The sequence below is a fragment of the Flavobacterium sp. W21_SRS_FM6 genome, assembly GCF_052119645.1.
Classification (GTDB): Bacteria; Pseudomonadota; Gammaproteobacteria; order Enterobacterales; family Alteromonadaceae; genus Paraglaciecola.
The window spans coordinates 45,903-67,310 of record NZ_JBGQOM010000002.1 but is presented as its reverse complement, the minus strand read 5'-3'; the positions used below and the strand labels follow the sequence as shown (position 1 = coordinate 67,310).

Annotated in this window: 17 protein-coding genes; 8 read left to right on the top strand and 9 right to left on the bottom strand. The window is 43.7% G+C overall.

Annotated features, from left to right (window positions below; translation table 11 throughout):
- Positions 1 to 41: 41 nt before the first annotated feature.
- From ACEN2L_RS03540 to ACEN2L_RS03530, 3 genes are all read right to left on the bottom strand, one after another.
- Complete coding sequence (locus ACEN2L_RS03540; RefSeq protein ID WP_441741747.1) at positions 42 to 416, bottom strand: hypothetical protein; 375 nt, start codon at positions 414 to 416, stop codon at positions 42 to 44.
- Between the two features lie 91 nt (positions 417 to 507).
- Positions 508 to 1,860 carry an exodeoxyribonuclease VII large subunit gene (xseA, locus tag ACEN2L_RS03535; protein WP_441741746.1) on the bottom strand — a complete coding sequence of 451 codons (1,353 nt, stop codon included), beginning with the start codon at positions 1,858 to 1,860 and terminating at the stop codon, positions 508 to 510.
- A gap of 145 nt (positions 1,861 to 2,005) precedes the next feature.
- The gene (locus ACEN2L_RS03530; RefSeq protein WP_306023641.1) at positions 2,006 to 2,569 is read right to left on the bottom strand and encodes an outer membrane beta-barrel protein; all 564 of its coding nucleotides are present in this window, start codon (positions 2,567 to 2,569) and stop codon (positions 2,006 to 2,008) included.
- Between the two features lie 326 nt (positions 2,570 to 2,895).
- Here ACEN2L_RS03530 and guaB point away from each other — a divergent pair, with 326 nt between their 5' ends.
- On the top strand, positions 2,896 to 4,365 hold the full coding sequence (guaB, locus tag ACEN2L_RS03525) for an IMP dehydrogenase (protein ID WP_306023640.1): 1,470 nt from the start codon (positions 2,896 to 2,898) through the stop codon (positions 4,363 to 4,365).
- 198 nt (positions 4,366 to 4,563) lie between these two features.
- Positions 4,564 to 6,144: a glutamine-hydrolyzing GMP synthase gene (guaA, locus tag ACEN2L_RS03520; RefSeq protein ID WP_441741743.1), complete on the top strand. Its 1,581-nt coding sequence runs from the start codon at positions 4,564 to 4,566 to the stop codon at positions 6,142 to 6,144.
- Between the two features lie 247 nt (positions 6,145 to 6,391).
- On the opposite strand, the gene ACEN2L_RS03515 is transcribed toward guaA, so the two are convergent.
- Positions 6,392 to 8,464: a M13 family metallopeptidase gene (locus tag ACEN2L_RS03515; protein ID WP_441741741.1), complete on the bottom strand. Its 2,073-nt coding sequence runs from the start codon at positions 8,462 to 8,464 to the stop codon at positions 6,392 to 6,394.
- Positions 8,465 to 8,714: 250 nt separating this feature from the next.
- Between ACEN2L_RS03515 and ACEN2L_RS03510 the strand changes: the two genes are divergently transcribed.
- The 5 genes from ACEN2L_RS03510 to ACEN2L_RS03490 all read left to right on the top strand — a co-directional run bounded on the left by ACEN2L_RS03510 (position 8,715) and on the right by ACEN2L_RS03490 (position 13,250).
- Positions 8,715 to 9,539 (top strand): oxidoreductase family protein, encoded by an 825-nt coding sequence (locus tag ACEN2L_RS03510; RefSeq protein WP_441741739.1) that lies wholly within the window; start codon positions 8,715 to 8,717, stop codon positions 9,537 to 9,539.
- A gap of 65 nt (positions 9,540 to 9,604) precedes the next feature.
- On the top strand, positions 9,605 to 10,597 hold the full coding sequence (locus tag ACEN2L_RS03505; protein WP_441741737.1) for a metal-dependent hydrolase: 993 nt from the start codon (positions 9,605 to 9,607) through the stop codon (positions 10,595 to 10,597).
- 218 nt (positions 10,598 to 10,815) lie between these two features.
- Positions 10,816 to 11,022, top strand: a complete 207-nt coding sequence (locus ACEN2L_RS03500) for a cold-shock protein (protein WP_007104897.1) — start codon at positions 10,816 to 10,818, stop codon at positions 11,020 to 11,022.
- Positions 11,023 to 11,433: 411 nt separating this feature from the next.
- Positions 11,434 to 12,846, top strand: a complete 1,413-nt coding sequence (locus ACEN2L_RS03495) for a diguanylate cyclase (RefSeq protein ID WP_441741734.1) — start codon at positions 11,434 to 11,436, stop codon at positions 12,844 to 12,846.
- The gene (locus tag ACEN2L_RS03490) at positions 12,843 to 13,250 is read left to right on the top strand and encodes a DUF1801 domain-containing protein (protein WP_441741733.1); all 408 of its coding nucleotides are present in this window, start codon (positions 12,843 to 12,845) and stop codon (positions 13,248 to 13,250) included. The genes ACEN2L_RS03495 and ACEN2L_RS03490 overlap by 4 nt, the downstream gene beginning before the upstream one ends.
- 31 nt (positions 13,251 to 13,281) lie before the next feature.
- Here ACEN2L_RS03490 and ACEN2L_RS03485 read toward each other — a convergent pair whose 3' ends face one another.
- Together ACEN2L_RS03485 and ACEN2L_RS03480 are read right to left on the bottom strand one after the other, a co-directional pair.
- On the bottom strand, positions 13,282 to 14,214 hold the full coding sequence (locus ACEN2L_RS03485; protein WP_441741731.1) for a mechanosensitive ion channel family protein: 933 nt from the start codon (positions 14,212 to 14,214) through the stop codon (positions 13,282 to 13,284).
- Between the two features lie 307 nt (positions 14,215 to 14,521).
- A complete protein-coding gene (locus ACEN2L_RS03480; RefSeq protein WP_441741729.1) occupies positions 14,522 to 15,280 on the bottom strand; it encodes a substrate-binding periplasmic protein in 759 nt (252 codons plus the stop codon).
- Positions 15,281 to 15,473: 193 nt separating this feature from the next.
- Here ACEN2L_RS03480 and ACEN2L_RS03475 point away from each other — a divergent pair, with 193 nt between their 5' ends.
- Complete coding sequence (locus ACEN2L_RS03475) at positions 15,474 to 15,776, top strand: YkgJ family cysteine cluster protein (RefSeq protein WP_306023631.1); 303 nt, start codon at positions 15,474 to 15,476, stop codon at positions 15,774 to 15,776.
- Here ACEN2L_RS03475 and ACEN2L_RS03470 read toward each other — a convergent pair.
- From ACEN2L_RS03470 to ACEN2L_RS03460, 3 genes are all read right to left on the bottom strand, one after another.
- Positions 15,773 to 16,990, bottom strand: a complete 1,218-nt coding sequence (locus ACEN2L_RS03470) for a methyltransferase (protein ID WP_441741727.1) — start codon at positions 16,988 to 16,990, stop codon at positions 15,773 to 15,775. The two genes, ACEN2L_RS03475 and ACEN2L_RS03470, sit on opposite strands and share 4 nt — an antisense overlap.
- Entirely contained in the window at positions 16,987 to 18,381 is a 1,395-nt protein-coding gene (locus ACEN2L_RS03465; RefSeq protein WP_441741725.1) for an MFS transporter, read from the bottom strand. The genes ACEN2L_RS03470 and ACEN2L_RS03465 overlap by 4 nt, the downstream gene beginning before the upstream one ends.
- Positions 18,382 to 18,448: 67 nt before the next feature.
- Entirely contained in the window at positions 18,449 to 21,313 is a 2,865-nt protein-coding gene (locus tag ACEN2L_RS03460) for a TonB-dependent receptor plug domain-containing protein (RefSeq protein WP_441741723.1), read from the bottom strand.
- Between the last annotated feature and the right edge of the window lie 95 nt (positions 21,314 to 21,408).

Here is a 21,408-nt window from a genome sequence, read left to right as displayed (position 1 = left end):
GGACGAAAAGGCCCTTAAAAATTAGATAGATCTAGGGTGAGTTAAATCGATTGAGGGGGTTTTTGCTGTTGCTGAATAAAGGTAGTTAGGCTAGAAAATTGATAATGCGCAAGTAGGGTGTTACTCATTTTGCGGGCCTTGTGATGAGCACAATTGAGTAACAATACAGTGAAGCAGGCACTACTTGGGCAGTGGCAATCTGATGCACAGCATTCATCGTCTGCCTCAGAGTGATTTTGATTGTTTGCAGTGCTTTGAGGCATTTCATGACAGGGCATGTCGGGGGACTCCGCCGTCATACTCGTTGATGAACTGGTGTTGACATCGAGTGGGCACGCCATCGCAGACACAGTCAACCACTGGCTTAGCAGAAGCACTGTTATCAATACATAATGGGTAAACCACTTGCGTTTCATGTTTAAACGGACTTGCCTTTTGTAGTTTAATGGTAACCTTACTGGCTTACTTTAACCGAGTATCGCCGTAGAGTCATGCCCTTCGTTGCGTTTACTTATCTGGCTTTATGCTTAAAATTTCGCTGTTCACCTCACCATCAACAAAACGAGTAGTGAGTTTATCGCCTTGATTTAACTGGCTGACACTTTTCACAATCTTTTGCTGTTTAAAGTTAATACTGTAACCCCTCGCGAGCGTAGCAAGTGGACTAACGGTATCTAACAGTTGCCCCGCATTGGCTAATCGTTGATGTTTATTTTCAAGCAGCTTACGCCATTGATTCAGCAAGCGTTGCTCAAACTCATTGACTGATTTGAGCCGCTGAGCTCCCCCTTTTTGCGGATTATTCAGGCTTAAACGCTCGCTTAGATTTTGTTGTTTGACCTTTTCTGTGGCAACACGCGCGACCATATTTTTTTCTAAGCGCTGACTCAATTGATCCACCGCTTGAAATTTTTGCTCAAGTTGTTTTTGTGGATGATTACGCTGCAATCGTTGCAACATCAAGGTTTGCTCGTAGCCTAGCTCGTTTAACCTAGCACGAAAACGTTTGCTTAATTGTTGCTGCAGGGTATTAATCGCGAGTACTAAAGCGCTTTGATCGCGGCTGACTAATTCAGCGGCTGCAGAGGGGGTCGGAGCACGCAAGTCAGCGACAAAATCGGCTATGCTCACATCCACTTCATGCCCGACCGCACTGACAATGGGAACCGTCGAGTTGAAAATCGCACGGGCAACATTTTCATGGTTAAAGCACCATAAGTCTTCGAGTGAGCCACCGCCGCGGCCTACAATCAACACTTGCACTTCTTTGCGCCTATTCGCTATTTGAATGGCATGGCAGATTTGAGTTACCGCCGCCTCACCTTGCACTTGGGTAGGGTAAATTACCACCTCGATGGCGGGGTTACGTCGCTTAAGTACCGTAAGAATGTCGTGCAAAGCTGCGCCAGTGGCAGACGTTATCACCCCCACTTTTGAAATGGCTTCTGGTAAGGCTTGTTTTTGTTGGTGCGCAAATAATCCCTCGGCGGCCAATTTGATTTTTAATTGGTCAAATTGTTGTTTGAGCTGACCTTCACCCTCAGGCTCCATGAAATCAACGATTAGCTGATAGTCTCCACGTGGCTCATATAAACTGATATTGGCACGTACTAAAATTTTGTCGCCTTCTTTAGGGCGTTGACTAACACGTTGATTGGCGCCTTTAAACATGGCGGCTTTTATCTGCGCTCGTTCATCTTTTAAGGTGAAATACCAATGCCCTGAGCTTGCTGCGACAAAATTAGAAATTTCTGCCGACAACCAAATTTGTCCAATTTCGGTTTCTAGCACATTTTTGGCTAAGCGGTTTAGTTTACTAACAGTAAGCACTGCGCGAGTGGCAGATTGAGGGTGGGGCATCACGCATCACTGGCTTGAAAAATCATGCTAAAAGTCTACCTGCTAATAAAGAGGCATACCACCTCAAAATTACGCTTTATGATTGTTTTACGATGCAAAAAAAAGGAGCACCGCTTGGTGCCCCTTGGTGTTGTCATCGTAATAGTTAGAACATGTACTGAATTGACACCGATGCCACGTCTAAATCAGGATCAATGTCATCTTCTAGTTCAAAACGCTCATATTCGATACGGGCTTGGATGTTTTTAGTAAACGAATATTGCAAGCCTGCCCCGTAAAAAATGTCTCCTCCATCCTGTGAAGACGTCACCGTGCCTACTGCCGGAATATCTGCACTCACATCAGCGTCCCATTCAAACCACCCGCCTTTAGCAAAGATTGAAAGGTTTTCAGTTAGTGGTAAAGACGCAATCGCGGCAAGTGACAAACCATCAATTTCGGCGTTGTTGTCTATGTCGTTAGCTTCATCAAAATTTTGGTAGGCTAACTCAAGGCTAATGTAGCGATTAAATTGCGCGCCGATGTAGCCTTTTAGTACCGCTGAGTCATCATCAAAATCAATGTCATTTTCGCGGTCTTCAAATTGAATAGAGTATTGGCCGTAACCTGCACCTACATAAATGCCTGGTGCATCCATTTCAGCTTGAGCTGCGCCAGATAGGCCTAAAAACGCTAAAGAAAGTGCCGAAAGTGATAAGATCTTTTTCATGGTAAAACTCCTGTATTTATTAAAAAGAACTGGTTTATTCAAAACAGTTGCAGAGCCTATTGCAGAGCGTATGCCAAGTTTACATTGCACGTATTTCAGGCAAAAAAGCGCTGTTTTAGATAAAAAATAAACAAATAGAACGAAATTTATGCATCGAATAAAGGGGCCAAATGTAACGATTTCGCTGTCGTGTAATTTTTACAAGGTGGGTTTAACCGCAAATATTGGGTTTAATCAGCAGAAAAAGCAGTTTGCTAGTTTACCTTATGGCTTAATTCCGCTAGAATCGCGCCGCAATTAAAACCCCCTTTAAAGGTGAAAATTGCATGTTACGGATCGCCAAAGAAGCCCTAACGTTTGACGACGTTTTGATCGTACCCGGGCACTCTACTGTCCTCCCTCATACCGCAGAATTGAAGACTCAATTAACACGTGGTGTAAGCTTAAATATTCCCCTTGTTTCTGCTGCTATGGATACTGTATCCGAAGCGCGTTTAGCTATTGCTTTGGCGCAAGAAGGTGGTATGGGTTTTATTCATAAAAATATGACCCCAGAACAACAAGCTGAGCACGTTCGTATTGTTAAAAAATACGAAAGCGGCGTGATCTCTGATCCGGTTACCGTGCTACATACTGCCACAATAGGTGAAGTGAACGCCTTAGGACTACAGCATGGATTTTCTGGCTTTCCGGTAGTGGATGAAGACAATAACCTCATTGGTATTGTGACTGGTCGAGATTTACGTTTCGAAAAACGTTTCGACCAGCCTATCAGTAGCGTCATGACTCAGAAAAAAGACTTAGTTACCGTCAAAGAAGGCGCTAAGTCAGAATTAGTGCTTGAGCTAATGCACGAACACCGCATTGAAAAAATTCTGGTCGTGGATGATGCCTTTAAATTAACGGGCATGATTACCGTAAAAGATTTCCAAAAAGCCGAAAGTAAACCCAATGCTTGTAAAGATGAGCGTGGACGCCTACGTGTGGGCGCTGCGGTGAGTGTTGGCCCGGGCACAGATGAACGTATCGCCCTGTTAGTTGAGGCGGGGGTTGATGTGCTTTTGATTGATACTTCACACGGTCATTCACAAGGTGTAATCGACCGCGTTAGGAAGGTACGGGATGCTTATCCAGATGTTCAGCTTATCGCCGGTAACGTCGCAACAGGCGAAGGCGCTAAAGCGTTAGCAGATGCAGGTGTGGATGCGGTAAAAGTGGGGATCGGCCCCGGCTCGATTTGTACTACTCGCATAGTAACAGGTTGTGGTGTACCACAAATCACCGCAGTATCTGATGCCGTCGAAGCATTAAAAGGAACGGGTATTCCGGTTATCGCTGATGGCGGCATTCGATTCTCAGGCGATATCGCTAAAGCTATCGTCGCTGGAGCGAGTTCTGTGATGGTAGGCAGTATGTTAGCCGGTACGGAAGAAGCGCCCGGTGAAGTAGAACTTTACCAAGGCCGTTACTATAAGTCTTATCGTGGTATGGGGTCGTTAGGGGCCATGAATCAAAACAATGGTTCTTCAGACCGTTACTTCCAAGACAGTAAAAATGCTGAAAAATTAGTCCCTGAAGGCATTGAAGGTCGTGTGGCTTATAAAGGCCCGATTGCGACTATTATTCATCAGCAAATGGGCGGTTTACGTTCAGCCATGGGCTTAACGGGCTCTGCGACTATTGACGAACTGCGCACCAAGCCGATGTTTGTAAAAGTCACCGCTGCGGGCATGGGCGAGTCCCATGTGCATGATGTAAGCATTACCAAAGAAGCGCCAAACTACCGATTAGGTTGATGCTGAGCATCCTAGAAGTGGCAGCAGCATTGTCGTCATTATGAATCCCCATCATGTATTATTTTTGCGTTCATGGGGCTATATAATTTGACGGCTTTGTTTTCCATCCGTGCTGCAACTCCTATGATTGACAGCATTTACATTGTAATTAGGAATTGAGCGTTCTCAGTCCTTTTTTTTTTGCAAAAGAGTAACTACATGACCACGAATATCCATGACCAACGAATTTTGATCCTTGATTTTGGCTCGCAATATACCCAGTTGATTGCGCGTCGTGTGCGTGAAATCGGTGTTTACTGTGAACTTTGGGCTTGGGATGTGAGCGAAGCACAAATTCGCGAATTTAATCCAAATGGTATTATTTTGTCTGGTGGTCCTGAATCAGTGCATGCAGCCGATTCGCCTCGGGCCCCACAATACGTATTTGAAGCAGGCGTACCCGTATTTGGGATTTGTTATGGTATGCAAACCATGGCAGAGCAACTCGGCGGCGCGGTACAAGGTTCTGACAAACGTGAGTTTGGTTATGCTCAAGTCGAAGTTATCGCACCTGATATGGCATTATTGAATAACATCGAAGATCACATTGGCGGTAATGGCAATGCCTTACTGGATGTGTGGATGAGCCATGGCGATAAAGTGAGTGCGGCGCCTCCTGGATTTATTACTGCGGCAAAAACGGATAGCTGTCCGTTTGCGGCCTTTGTAAACCCTGACAAACAATTTTACGGTGTACAATTTCACCCTGAAGTGACCCATACCCGTCAAGGTCAGCGCATCTTATCGCATTTTGTACTAGACATTTGTGGCTGTGAAAAACTATGGACTCCGGGCGCGATTATTGAAGATGCCGTTGCTCGTATGAAAGCGCAAATTGGCGACGATGAAGTGATTTTAGGTTTATCAGGCGGCGTTGACTCCTCTGTCGTAGCCATGCTGTTGCACCGCGCCATTGGTAAGCAACTTACCTGTGTTTTTGTCGACAATGGCTTGTTGCGTCTTAATGAAGGCAAACAAGTCATGGACATGTTTGGCGACCACTTTGGTTTAAATATTCGTAAAATTGAAGCCGAAGAGCGTTTCTTGTCTGCCTTGGCTGGCGTTGATGAACCAGAAGCTAAACGTAAAATTATTGGTCGGGTATTTGTTGAAGTATTTGACGAAGAATCGAAAAAGCTAGTGGACGCTAAATGGCTTGCCCAAGGAACTATTTACCCTGATGTCATTGAATCTGCTGGCTCTGCTACCGGTAAAGCCCATGTGATTAAATCTCACCATAATGTAGGCGGCTTACCCGCTGACATGAAAATGGGCCTTGTTGAACCACTGCGCGAATTGTTTAAAGACGAAGTCCGTAAAGTGGGCTTAGAGCTGGGTTTACCTTACGACATGTTATACCGTCATCCTTTCCCTGGACCGGGTTTAGGGGTGCGGGTATTAGGTGAAGTGAAAAAAGAATATTGCGATTTGTTACGCCGCGCGGATGCTATTTTTATTGAAGAGCTGCACAACGCGGACTTATACAATAAAGTCAGCCAAGCCTTTACGGTATTTTTGCCGGTTAAGTCGGTTGGCGTCATGGGCGATGCGCGCAAATACGATTGGGTTGTATCGCTTCGTGCGGTAGAAACCATCGACTTTATGACGGCACATTGGGCCCACTTACCTTATGACTTTTTGGGTAAAGTATCGAATCGTATTATTAATGAAATTGACGGGATTTCACGGGTCGTTTACGATATTTCAGGTAAACCACCTGCCACCATTGAATGGGAATAAGCATCTAAGCTCTAAATGCTATTTACCTGATTAGATGTCATGAAACGTGCAGCTTCGGCTGCACGTTTTGCGTTAAGGCAAGCTGTTTTTTTAGGAGCGGTTTTGGTCGCGAACGTATTGTTGGTCGTTTTTTCTACTCGCCACATCCTTTTATCAACAACTCAGTCTCAACACTTCACTTTAGTCATATTGGGCGCCAAACTAGCATGTTAAAAAGCGCCGAAGCGCTTTTTACGTCAAGCTTGCCTTACCAAATTCTAACTCGTTGTTCAGGTGCGAGGTAAAGGGCATCCCCTTCTTTTACGTCAAATGCGCTATACCATGCATCGTGGTTACGAGGTGCTAAGGCCCTAAATTTGCCTGGTGCATGGGTGCCTGCTTTAAGCTGCGATAGCATACTTTGCTCGGTCCGTTTTTCACGCCAGACTTGCGCCCAAGCTAAGAAAAAACGTTGATCTCCAGTAGTGCCATCAATTATCGGGGCTTCCTGTGAATTCAAGCTTAGTTTGTAGGCATGATAGGCCATCGCTAAGCCACCCACATCACCAATGTTTTCTCCTAAACTATTGCGGCCATTAACAAAATTTCCTTCTATGGGTTCGTAAGCGCTGTATTGCGCGGCGAGGGCATCTGCTTTAAGTTCAAATGCGGCCCTATCTTGGTCTGTCCACCAGTTTTGTTGAATACCGTTGGCATCAGACTTAGAACCTTGGTCATCAAAGCCGTGGCCCATTTCATGACCAATAACGGCGCCTATCGCACCGTAGTTAACGGCAGGATCGGCATTGGGATCAAAGAAAGGCGGCTGTAAAATTGCGGCAGGGAATACGATTTCATTGAAAGAACTATTGTAATACGCGTTTACACGTTGCGGTGCCATACCCCAGCGCTCCCGATCGGTTTTTGCTAGTTCTTTAGCGGCACTGTCACTTCTAAAGAATTGGCGCATACGCACTACATTTCCCACTAAGTCGTCAGCTTTGATGTCGAGACCCGTAAAACTTTGCCAGACATCGGGGTAAGCGATTTTAGGATTAAAGGCAGCTAATTTTGCTTGAGCATTGACTTTGGTCGCTTCGCTCATCCAGTCTAGGTTTTCGATACGTTCGCCCAAGGCTTTGCGCAGGTTTTCTACCAGTTCAGCCATTTGCGCTTTTGAACTAGCGGGAAAGTGTTTTTCCACATAGGTTTTGCCAATGGCGAATCCTAAAGATTGGGTACCGGACATTTCGGATATTGCTCGTTTCCATCTAGGACGCGGCTCTTGTTGACCGTTTAAGGTTTTTCCGTAGAAATCGAAATTGGCATTAAAAATATCGTCGGACAGCAAATCGGCATGATTAGAAATAGTGTGATAGGTAAGATAGTCTTTCCAAACGCTTAACGGTTCATTGTTAATGATGTTGATAACATTTTTGATGGGCTCAGGCTGAGATACATTTAGGTGAGGAACTTGATATTCAGTTTGCGCAAAATAGTTATCCCAAGCAAAGTTGGGGTATTGGCTAGAAAGATTTGCTCGCTCTATTTGGTTTAAGCTTAAATCGCGGTTTCTACGTTTTTCTCGTGGCCATTGTGCTTCGGCAATTTTGGTTTCAAGCGCCAAGATGTGTTTTGCTCTATCTGCGGCATTTTCTACATTGGCAAAATTCAGCATTTGCTCGATGTGCTGCACATAGGCGGCCCTAATGCTAATAAAGCGTTCGTTATCTTCTAAATAATATGAGCGGTCTGGCATGCCTAAGCCACTAACCGCAATAGACATTTGATACTGGTTTGGATCAAGCCGGTTAAAGCCCATACCGCCAGAAATCGGGCTCACTGAACCATCTAACCAAGCTCGGCCGAAAGCCTCAGTGAGTTGTGGCATTGTGCTGATGTTATTGAGTTTATCCAGTACCGGCTGAATGGGGGAAATACCTGCTTGATTGATTTGTTCTGCATTCATAAAAGACGCGTAGAAATCAGCAATCATCTGCTGTTCATCACTTAATTCTGACGCCATACTGATTTCTTCGATGATGGCTTTAATTTGGGTTTCGCTTTGTTCTGCTAATTTATCAAATGCGCCATACCGCGTTTTATCGCTGGGCATGTCAAAGTTTTTGTACCACGTCCCTCCTGCATATTGGAAAAAATCATCACCAGGTTTAGTTGTCTCATCACGTGCATCTAACTCGATACCAAAACGTCCGAGTTGGGCGCTGGTAGTCTCGGTTGCAGCTGGCAGTGAAACGGTTTGGCTTTGTTTCGTGGGTTGACTGCATGCACTGAGTAACAATAGGCTAGCGACGCTTGCAGCAAGTATCGTTTTTTTCATAGAACCCCTGTTTTTTGTAATTTATGGTATTTTGTTAACGTAAATTAACCTAATTAAGGTCATTTTACTTATAGTTTTATTAATCAGTCAGTTACCTTATTAGGCAAATATGTATTCATCCTTAGACCAACTGCTTCGTGAGTATTTTGACGATAATCATTTGTTTAAGCGCAAGATTCTGCAGCGCTTATGGAGCAACTACGGTGAAATTGCTCGTTATTTTAGCCCCAAACTTAATAGGAGCATAATAGTGAAGCATGTTAAACCGCCCTCTGAAGTGCTTCATCCTCGGGGGTGGCATAGTGATGTCAGTCATCAGCGCAAAGTGACTTCCTATGCTGTAGAAGCTAATTTTTATCAATCTTTTGCCTCTTTTTGTGACGAAGCGTGTTACGTGCCGCAATTTGTCGGTTTAATACAGTGCTCTGAGCAAGGTGAGCAACAGACACTTATTATGGAAGACCTCGACACCTCAGGTTTTAACCGAGTACACCACAAAATAAATGAGATCCAAATAAAAGCGGTGCTGAGTTGGTTAGCTCATTTTCATGGGCGTTTTATTAATACCGAAACGCCCGGCTTATGGCCAATAGGTAGCTATTGGCACTTTGCCACGCGTCAAGATGAATACCAAGCAATGCCAAAAGGAGTGTTAAAAGACAAAGCAAAATATATTGCCGATACCATAGAAGCTGCACGCTTTCGTACCTTAGTGCATGGTGACGCTAAGTTGGCCAATTTTTGTTTCAGTCAAAGCGATGCTGTCGCGGCAGTGGATTTTCAATACGTCGGTACAGGGGTAGGGGTTAAAGACGTGATGTACTTTTTAGGAAGCTGCTTGCAAGACAAACAGTTATGGGCATCACATGATCAATTTATCGATTACTATTTTTCAGTACTTAAGCAGGTGATGAGCCAATACAGTCAAACTGAGTTTGAGCATCTAGAGCAAGAATGGCGTGCGCTTATTCCTTTTGTATGGGCTGATTTTCATCGCTTTTTGTTAGGTTGGAGTGCTGAACATCCTAAAATTAATGACTTTATGCACACGCAAACAGCATTAGCGTTGGAATAATGAACTTATACAAACCAACCGTCGTTGTTAGCTAGTAACTAATCATAGTGAAGATGGAGTGAGCTTTGGATTCTTTGACACAAATCGTTTTGGGAGCATCCGTTGCTGCAGTGTGCGTACCGCAAGGTGCTAAACGTAAGGCGGCGATAATGGGTGCTGCGCTAGGTACGTTACCAGACCTTGATGTTTTTATTGATTACGGTGATGCGGTAACGAACTTTACTTATCATCGTGGATTCAGTCATTCCTTATTTATTTTAATACCTGTCTCGTTAGTGCTTTGGACTCTGCTTAAACGCTGGTATCGCCCTGTGCAAGTCGCGCCTTACGCCTGGTGTGCTGCGATTTTTTTGGCCTTAATCACTCACCCTTTATTAGATGCCCATACCGCTTATGGTACCCAGCTGTTTTGGCCCTTAAGTTTCCCCCCCGTGTCTTGGAGCACCATATTTATTATTGACCCGCTTTATACTTTGCCCTTGTTAGTAGGAACCTTATTTATGTTAATTAAACCTAGGGCTTCTATTTCGCCTAAGGTTTTAGCAGCAGGAGTTGTCCTTAGTTCTGTCTATTTAATGTGGACATGGGCCGCTAAATTTTTTGTCGATCAGCAGGTATTGGTTTCAACCAAGCAAAATCAAACACAGATATTCAGCACCCCCACGCCTTTTAATTCGCTACTATGGCGTGTGGTTGTATTGCAAGATACCCATTATTTAGAGGGCTTTTATTCCTTATTAGATCCTGACCAAGCCATCGAATTTAACCGTTTTAAACTGAATAATGACTTATTGAACCAGGCCAAAGACTTCAATGCAGTGAAGCGTTTGGCGTGGTTTACTCATGGATTTATGCAAAGTGAGATTATAGAGGGCCAATTAGTAGTGTCTGATATTAGAATGGGGTTTTCTGATAATTATGTGTTTAACCATGCGGTAGCAGAGCTTGAAGTATCGCAGTTCTCTGAAATCGACAGTGTCTTGCTACCTTATCAGTTTAAGTCGCAAGACTTGGATTTCGTTTGGCGGACCTTAACAAGAAAAAGCAAACAGAATTAAACGAGCCCTTTGCTTCACATATCTGGCAAATATACTGGGATTTTTATAGGAAAGGAGGATTTATTGTTGTTTTGGCAACTAATTGCCAGATAGTGAAGTTAGTTGTATTGCTAAAGCCCTAATGCGTGTAAGCTACGCCCCATCAGTTTCTGGGTATGCGGATTGGTGAGTTCGGATACTATTAAACAACATTTCACCAAATTAAAAGAGTAAATTAAATGAGTAAAGGTACAGTTAAGTGGTTCAACGCAGATAAAGGTTTCGGCTTTATTACTCCTGAAGATGGCGGTAAGGACCTTTTCGTTCACCACTCTGAAATTCAAGCTGGTGGCCAGTTCGCCTCTTTGAACGACGGTCAAGCGGTTGAATTTGAAGTTGGCCAGGGTCAAAAAGGCCCATGTGCAAACAAAGTTGTTGCAATCTAATTTGACGATACAAGGGCTTTTGGGCGCTTGAATGATAAAACGGCTGCGTAAAGACGATTTACAAAGCTAATTTGATTGAATACAAAGGGTGCTGGTTTGGTTATACCGCTTCATTGAGTGGGTATAGTGGCCACAGCACCTTTTTTGTTGAATGCCAGTGATCCTTGGCTCACTTCTCATCCACTCATTACCACTCTCTAGCGCCAGCCTACTATTAACCTTTGCGTGATTCAGCCAGATTGACGCTGGTGTAAAATAGTTCTCTCCTGTTTTCTATTTCTGTTAACTACATACTAATGGCATTGATTTACATCAAAATTTATTTTTAAAAATACCTCGGTTTTGTCGATTTTTGGTCTACTCTTCGTTTTAGCGGTTTACATTGACTTTTAACTAGCAGAAGGATGTCTGATGGGGAATTTTGAAAGTCCAATTCTAAAAAATCTGCTCGAAAATGCTAATATTGCCGTTGTAATACATCGGTGGGACACCTCGGTGGTCTATGCTAATCCAACCGCTTTGCGTTTGCTGCGACTTACTCATGAGCAAATGTTAGGGAAAGATGCTCTTGATCCTGTATGGCGCTTTATTGATGAAGACAAACATCCTTTGTCCAGTGACCAATTTCCTGTCACACAGGTAAAGCGATTCAAAGGACCTGTGAATAATATGATTATGGGGGTGATAGACAGTGCTCAAGTAAAACCGTCTTGGTTTATGGTCAATGCCTATCCGGAAATAGCGAGTAAAGAAAAAGACAGTTTTATTGTTATTACCTTTAGCGATATTACCGAGCAGAAAGGCTTGTTCTCGTTTAAAGCTATTGCAGATAATTCTGCCGAAATAGTGATTGTTACTGAAGCGGACGATCTGGCTGCGCCATTAGGGCCTCGCATTGTCTACGTAAACGAGGCTTTTGTGAAACTAACAGGCTATAGCCGCGAGGAAGCAATAGGTGAGACGCCTCGGATACTGCAAGGTAAAGAAACTGATCCGGCAGAGCTTAAGCGCATCAGTACAGCGCTAAAAAATCGTTCAAGTGTGTCAGCTAAAGTACGTAACTACACAAAAACCGGTCACCCTTACTGGTTGGACATTAATATTTTCCCTTTAACGAATCGCTATAATGAAGTGACGCATTTTGCGGCAATTCAAAGAGATGTCACCCAAGAAATTTATAGTGCCGAGCAATTAGAAAGCAATAACAAAAAGCTTAAAGAGCTAAAAGTTGATCTTGAGAGGTTAATAAGAGAAAGAACAATTGAGCTACATGATGCCAATAAAAAACTCTTTCAATATGCCTACTACGACGTATTAACGCAAATTCCGAATCGAAGATGCTTTTTAGACCAAGCCGAAAAACTACTTAGTAGAGCCAAACGAGGGAGCATGTTTTTTTTGGTCGGTATCGTGGATGTCGATTATTTTAAAAACATTAACGATACGTTTGGCCATGATATGGGCGACAAAGTGTTGATAAAGGTAGCTGAGTGTTTTTCTTTGTTCTTTAGACAAGAAGATGTCTTCGGTCGTTACGGTGGAGAAGAGTTTGGCTTTTGTATATTACTGGAAGACGACTCTCAGGCAGTTGGTATTTGTGAGCGATTAAGAGTGAGTATTTCAGCACTTTGTTTTACCTCAGAAACCCATGAAAACTTTACTATCACTGCGAGCATTGGGGTATGTGTAAGTGAGGCAACGCCCTCACTCTCGGTTGATACTCAGCTCAAGAAGGCTGATATCGCGCTTTACAAGGCCAAAGGGGATGGCAGAAATAAGGTTGAAGTGATGTTAGTTAGCGCAATAGAAAAACAAGATGGATGATGAATGAACAGGTGCTAAGTACATTGAGTTGTTACCCTGACTCGGTTCAAACAACCCTACTGCAACTTAGAACTATTATTTTCGATGTCGCGGCAACTCACCAACTAGGTGAAGTGCACGAGAGCATCAAGTGGGGTGAGCCAAGTTATAGCGTCAAAGGCGGTACGCCAGTTCGCATGGGCTGGAAAGTCACTAATCCACAACAATGTTTCCTGTTTTTTAATTGCAACACTTCCCTGGTTGAGACCTTTCGAGAACGTTATGCCGAGCTGCTAATTTTGCAAGGCAATCGAGCTATTGTGCTCAATCTCGACTCTCCTATTCCAGTATTAACATTACGCCAATGTGTGAAAATGGCATTCACTTACAAAACCATCAAGCACTTACCTCCCTTGGGAAACTAAACGCGAATAATCAAAGTCAGATGGTGCACACTTACTTGGCAGAATCATCTGGTTTTATTTTGGCTTGAGCCACTTTGCTCGACAACATAGTATCAAGCTTTTCACCGCCCTTAGCCCCAAAATCAAGGGTTCTGATGGGGAAGGGGATAAGAATGTCAGCGTCTTCTAACGCTTTTTTGATTGTTACTATGGCTGTATGTCTTGCTTGCATGTAACCCGTTTCGCCCGGATAGTCTATCCAAAACCACACTAATAAATTGATACTGCTGTCGCCGAACCCTTCAGCGTACACTGCGGTTTCTTCCTTTTTAATGACGAAATCCAGCTCATTCACTTTTTCCACAATCAACTCCGCGGCCTTTTGAGGTTCGTCTCCATAGGATATACCTACTGGAACCTCAATTCGGCGGATCCCTAATACGGAATAATTGGTTAAGGTTTCCCTAAACAGAATTTTGTTGGGAACAATTTTGAGTTGGCCAAAAAATGTTTCCACTAAGGTATTGCGTAAATTAATGGTTCTTACGTTACCAAAAACATCATCAGCTTTAACCACATCACCTATTTTAAAGGGTTTTCGGATCCCCATGGCAATGCCTGCAATCAGATTCTCCGTCATGTCTTGAAAGGCAAATCCAATGGCCAAGCCTACAATTCCTGCTCCCGCCAATAGTGATGTTACGGTGCCAGACAAACCTAAAAAATCTAGCGCGATAAATAGGCCTATTACTAATACGACAATTCTGAATATGGAGGCTAGCAAGTCGGCAATTTGGCGGGATTCTAGAGTCGAGTGGAGCAGTTTTCGTAATGCATTACTCGCGACACGAGATATGAAGGCAAAACTAATGGCAATAAATAAGGCTACTACGAAATTGGGTAGATTTTTTATACTAACTTCTAACCACAGCTGCAATTTTTCATTGATGAGGTGCCAAAATTTATCTAGTGCTTCAAATTTCATTGTTTTTCCTATCGTCGTCTCTTGTGCTCGGGTCAAATGATGCTTACAAGCCAATTTGAAAGGCTTGCATAAATTGACACTTGGTTTTTATCTCTGACGACAAGGCATTCAAATCATGTACCAGCCCTTTATTCCTCATTTTAAAAGGGCTTGAGCCAATAAATCACTTTTAACTTTGCTTGAAAAATGAAATATTTACAAAGCACTGTGCAATATACACAAGTTGAAACCCTTAGGTATTTTTGCAATGGGCCACAGTGTAGGACACTTTTAAGGGGGTAAATACAGGCTAACCCTGATTGAGTGCTTAGGGGAGGGGATTTACAAGTGTGAGACAGGGGGTCTCAAGTGGAAAATTAGGGCTTGTTGCGTGGCTTGCTAAAGACTTTTCGGCTTTTCCACTATTTTTAAAAACGTGCAAGTACTGGTCGATAACAGATTTAACCTCAGTAAATTCGGGGCGCATCACAAAGTACAGATTAACCATGCTGGTAGGTTGCGGACTTTGATACACTTTAATATCGCAATATGTCTGCTTTGAAAATATCTCAGCCGCATTGTAGTTGTTCATAGCCATATAATCACAGCGACCATTTTTAAACATTGTGGCCATGGTTTGCTGACCACTGGCATCAACGCGCTTTATTTTTTTCTCTGCAAAAGAGTCAGTTAAGCCGCTATAGATAAAGTTTTGGTGGGTGCAAATAAGTTTATTGTTCAAGTTAGTCGTAGAAAACGATTCATCGAACGGACTGAGGCTATACAAGTACGTCGCGTGTTGAATTATTGGCTCACTAAAAATGAATTTATCCGCTTGGGCCAACCATGCTTTATTAGCCAAGTAGATATCTGCTTTACCACTTAATAAAAATTGTTCACTGCGCATTTGGTTAGAATCAATGTATTCGGTATCAAATAGTCCTTGCTCGTGCAATTGAACAAAAAAGTCGACGACCAAACCTGCATATTTTTGATTTTTTGCATCGAAGTACAAATAAGGCATTGAACCTGGAGAGTTAACTGATATTACGAGGTGTTTGTTTGTTGCTGAATAAACATCAGACACGCAGCTTGCATATAAACTAAAGAGCAGTATTGTTTTTATTAGGTAAGGGTGAAACACGTGCGCTGCTACTATCGTCGCTTAATTGTCATGATATCACATATTACTGAGCATAAGACCTTGATACAACCACGAAATTCACTCCTTACAAGGTATTTGCGTTAACATAGCGCTTCACTCAGGTTACGAATTAATTATGACAATAGAATATAGTGTCCTTCCAGACCCCACCATCACCTGCCAAAACTGCCAAGCCTGTTGTTGTCGACTTGAAGTTAGATTGTTGACTGATACTGGGGTACCTCAGTATTTTATTACTGAAAATGCCCATCATGTAGAGGTCATGAAGCGTCATGCTGACGGCTGGTGTGCAGCGCTGGATCGCAATACCCTAATGTGTACTATATATGCTTACAGGCCCTTAGTTTGCAGAGAATTTGAAATGGGCTCCTATGAATGTAAGATTGAACGAGCAGAGGTTTTAGGTATCACCGATTAGATTGAATAAGGCTGAAGATTAGCCTTTAAAGTGGCTTGAATAAGAATGTTACGAGGGGTCACTGCAGGTGAGCAGAAACGAGTAACACTCACCTTATAGCCCTGTTCTTCAAGCATCAGAGCGCGATCGAGGGCCAGCCACACTTCGATGGGCCGTCTAAATAAAAACCGCACTAAATCTAAGGCTGAAACTTGTTTAAAGCGGGTTTCACCTTGTTGTAAGTAGTCACTCCAATCAATGTTTAGTGGTAACTCAATATTGACTAAGTGGGCACAGTGGCGGCAAAAGTCACTGAATTCAGCCTTGGCCCAACTCATCGGTAGGGAAGGGACAGACAAAAATTCATTCTTAGCCAGTAAAACCCGTTGCAAACAGTCAAAACCCAGTCGCATGATTTGCAATTGCTTGCGTTGCCTTTGCACTGTGGCCCCTGCGGTAACGGTTTCCATAACAGCGGTATGCAGTTCAGTCTTGTTAAGTCCTAAATCCAAGGAGCGGCCGAGAGTGGATAAGGGCTGATAGACTGTCCCGCGGCGTTTATGGTAACAGCAGGGGGCAAGGTGTAACGCATTTACGTTGTGCGCAATACTCAGTTGCAATAAGTGCTCGTGCAGTTCACCACAGGCATGTAAGGCCACTACATGTTGCGATTGCCGTAAATATTGCTCAGCCTCAGGATTCAGTACGTCAATGCAGTGGGAATGCAGCGGTACATTGTGCTGCTGAGCCCTTTGATTGGCTTGTTCAACTAGGTTTGAGTCCCATTCTAGTGCCTCTATCTTCGATTTATGCACATGTTGTAAATAAAATCCCAAATGGGATTTACCTGCACACCATTCAGTAATAGTGGGTGAGGTGTGGTCCATGCTCTGCGTAAACGCTTTAATTTGCTGCCACTTCCGCCCCGGTATGCCAGCATAAAAATGAGGAGAAACATCGGATAACGTTTTTACAGGGGCCAGCTCAAGTTGAGATAAGGCAAAAAGTGCTGGGGCTGCGGGAATATTGTCGGATAAAAACGCTGTTAGTGTCTCAGAGCAGCCACCTAACTGGTCTATTTGGTCGTGGGATAAGGCGTATAAGCGCTTAACTAAATCAGGGTCTTCAGTCATCCATGCTAGGGTGTTATGATAAAACGCAACGGGTCGCCAAAAATGCTGGTGATGTAACAGCTGCTCACTGAGTTGCTGGAACATAGTGACGAGTTGACTCATTGTTGTGGCTGATTACTTTTAGTTTCTCGTCCCCTAAAAGCAGAGAAAAAACTAGCCAGTACAACGCAACCCACTGATATGTATAAAGACAATGAGATGGTATTCAACAATGCAGGATATTGTTGTTCAGTGAGTCTCGCATCCCCAAGATACAAATGAACGAGCAAATTAACTACACTCATTCCCACTAGATTTCCGATGGTACGCGATAAATTCATACTGGCAGATGCCACACCTAGTTCTCGACTATTGACCGCGCCCATGATGGCATTATTGTTGGGCGTAGAAAATAAACCGAAGCCTAGGCCAATTAACAATAATGAGGCGCCAATATAGGTGGCTGAGGTATTGATCCCGATTTGACTGAGAATAATAAAGCCGAATGCCACAATCGCACAGCCCGCTGAAGCGATTTTTCGCGGTTGCACACGGTCAGAGAATTTACCCGCAAAAGGCGCAACGATAGCCATTGAAAAAGCCTGTAAAAGAATAATTTGACCGGCATGGGCGGGACTAAACCCTTTTACATACTGCAAATACAAGCTCAGCAAAAAAGACAGGGGGTAAACACTGGCGTACATTAAAAACGATGTGCTCAAAGACATCGAAAACACCCGACTCTCACGAAACATTTGCACCCTGATTAGAGGTTCTGAATGGCGGCTTTGATGAAACACGAATAGCACCATGGTTGCAATGGCCACAGCCAATAAACCAAATCCTAACACGCTAGGCAGCAAACTCAGACCAAACACGAGAGCACTGGTGGAAATGGCGAAAATGCTGGTGCCACGCCAATCAAATTTTGAATGGCGTGCTGATTTCCACTCACCTTTAAGGCCTAATTTGATCACGAGTATTAACAAACACACTAAGGGGACTTGAAACAAAAACACCGCTCGCCAGCCCCATAATTCGGTCAGCCATCCGCCAATAGCAGGTGCCACCGTTAAACCTACATAAACGCAGGTGGCCGCTAATCCAAGCGCAAACCCTCGTTTATCGGCAGGGGTCACTGAACTTAGAATTGCCACACCGGTACCAAAAATCATCGCCGATGCGGCACCTTGTACAAATCGCCAAAACAAGACCCACTCGATCACGTCAGCCCAAGCACACATTAACGACGACAGTGCGTTTAGAAGCAAACCATAGGTATAAATACGTTTCCGGCCATAATTGTCTGCCAATTTTCCAAAAGGCAACATGAACGCCACATTGCTAAGAAGAAAAATGGTGGGTAACCAGCCGACTAATCTCGCATTTGCATGTAAGTCTGCTGCCAGATCAGGAATGGCAATATTGACCGAAGCCATACCCAGTGGACCGATAAAGGAACCAAGGCACACAACAATTAGTGCAATAGTGGTAGCTGGAAGTGGTTTAAACAAAGTGTCAGTGGCCTAGTTGATAGCACAAAGAAGTAAAGTGTACCTAAGCACTAAGTCTGTTACACGGTTAATATTCATAAATTGCACGTAAATAATAGAAGCCGCCGCTCAATCCTTGAGGCGCTGTTGCTGGGTATTTAGCGCCTGCAACATCCGCATAGGGATTGCTATCTGCTCTATCATCAAACAAATTTTTGGCTCCCACCGATAGACGAAAATGTCGATGTAAATAGTAGCTCAAGTCCACATCTAAGGTGATTTCTGAACCAGCCTCAATATCATAACCCGCAGCAGCGTTGAGATGATCTTCATAATATCCACCGTAATAATTCAATTGTAAATTACTACTGAATTGCTTGAAGCTTTGCTCAAGGGTGACACTAGCACGTTGGCTGGGTAGGTTGTCTTCCAGCATTTTAATGCGCTGAGGCGTTAAATTACTAGAAAGAATGATTTCGCCGTTTTCTGCAGTCAAGGGGTAGGTGTTCACGCGATCTATTTGGGTATCTGTCCAATTATAGATGAGCCCCACACGACTGCGCGCACCTAACAAGGTGGTGTCGTAATGCATCACTAGGTCTATGCCTTGAGTCGTGCTATCAAAATCATTAGTAAAAAATTTGGCACTGCCGTAATTGCTCGCTTCTGTAATGCCATTAGCCAGAAGCGAGGCTATGTCGTCACTACTTAAATATAAAGGCGATGTGGTACTGATTCGGTCGTTTAAGCGGATCCTAAAATAGTCCAAGGTAATAAATAAATTTTCAGTGGGCTGACTCACTAAACCCAAGCTGGTATTTATCGATTTTTCAGCTTTTAAAGGTTGCGCACCTAACTGAGCAGAAATAGGGTGAGTTGGGGGCAGCGTTGACTGATCTTCCAAGCCTTTGGGAGAAAATGCAGTTGTTACATTCACAACATTACTTTGACCGACCGTTGGGGCTTTAAAGCCACTACTAATAGAGCCTCTAACCTTAACCCTATCGTTAATTGGTGTAAGCAACGAGAATTTGCCATCTAAGGTTGTGCCAAAATCAGTGAAGTCTTCGAAGCGCATGGCCAAACCGAGCAAAGTTTGCTGATACTTCAGTTCTGCGTCGCTATAAATGGCCCAGTTGCTGCGCTGCCAGCTTCCTGCAGATTTAGGGCTATAGCCAGGAAAGCCATTGGAGCCAGCACTGAATCCTTGCGACAAGCCAGTAGCGGGGTCGTAAGCAAATTGCCCAATTTGATAAGAGGCTAAATCTCCGACTTTTTGTCTATATCTTTCACGGCGCCACTCCAAGCCAGCGGCAATCGTTAACATGGCATCGTCATTGAGCTCATAAGGCTTAAATACATCAAAATTAAGAGTGCGTTCGTATTGTGTTGCCGTGCCGGGGGAAAATTCGCTAGGCGAGTAAATACCCAATGAGGGGTTAACCGTTTGGCTAATATGATAGGAAATTTCTGAATAGCCTAAACCAGCACTGAGATCATAGTTCCAATTATCTGTTGTTTGCCCTTTTAGGCCGGCTACCATCGCGCCATCTCGCACCGTACCGCCAAACTGAGGCGTAAACCCACCAGGATATATCTCATTAAAAGCAAAGCAATTCGCGCCGACGGCTGTCGTGTTATCGGCAATTAAGCCATAATTTGCATCATCAAGTACGTTATCATCCGCTAAATAAATAATAGGGCAGCTAATACCCTGTCCCAGTCCATCTAAATCAGCAACGAGCAATTGATGCATGCCACTGCTGTCTGGCTCACTTTCAAACACGCCCTGACGAGTTTGTGGATTACGAAAATAAAAGCCACCCTCTATGCGCCGCTCAGAGGTATTGGTAAAAAGATACAGTTCTTTTTCATCAAGCTGATAGCCTACGTTTGCCGCAAATTTGGCATCGTAATGCAAGGTAGGAATGCCCCATTGTTGGGCGGGTGTGTTAACTGCTGTATTACCTGCATTAATAAGCGCAGCGGCATCAGAGCGTTGTACACTATTAGAGGTGGCTTCTTGCTGTTTATATTCAGCACTGATATGTGCAAATCCTTTGTCGTTTAATGAAAAGCCTACGTCTCCTAACAATTGCAGTAATTCACCATCGCCTTGGCCGTAAGACCCAATACGCGCCTCAAACCGACCACCTGCATCACTGTCGTTTAATTCAAAGTTAATGACCCCTGCGATTGCATCTGAGCCATATTGTGCGGCCGCTCCATCGCGCAAAATTTCGACTTGTTTGATTGATGAGACCGGAATTGTTGATAAATCTACGCCTTGTGCACCGTCAGATAAGGCGCCTCCTAAAAAAGTAATTGCTGCTGAGCGATGCCTTCGTTTACCGTTAATCAGCACAAGCGTGTGATCAGAAGCCATGCCTCTTAAATTAGAGGGGCGGACTAATGTTGATGCGTCGTTTATCGGTTGGTCGTTGACATTGAATGACGGCACAAGGGCGGCGAGCATTGAATTGATATCAGTAGAGCCTTGCCGAGTCAATTTTTCAACATTTAATATATCCAAAGGAACGGCTGAGTCAATGATGGATCGGGCCGACGAGCGACTGCCTAAAATGGCAATCGTTTCAATACTTTGTGTATCAACAAATTCAGTTTGTTGAACGCTTTGCGCTGACTCTTTAGTTTGCACTTCTACGAAACGAATAGGCTTAACGCTGAAACTACCGTCTTGCTCTTTGACGGGGTATAAGCCCGTACCTTCGAGTAATTTAACGATACCGATGGTTAAACTGTATTCACCCACTACGCTATTGGCTGTTTCTAGTTCGGCGATGTCGATGGGAAACAATAATGTGGTGTTTGCTTGTTTTGCAAATAAGGTTAGCGCTTTGTCTGCTTGCTGTGCAGGGATGTTAAATTGATAAACGCCTTCTGCAGATACATAAGATGAAAACAACAACAGTATGTAGAAAACATGGCGCATATCGAATAATAATGAAATTTAATTGCAGCGATTTTGGCAGTTTAGCACGCTTCGTTAAATTTAGAAGATGCATCAAGAGTGATAACATGACTCTT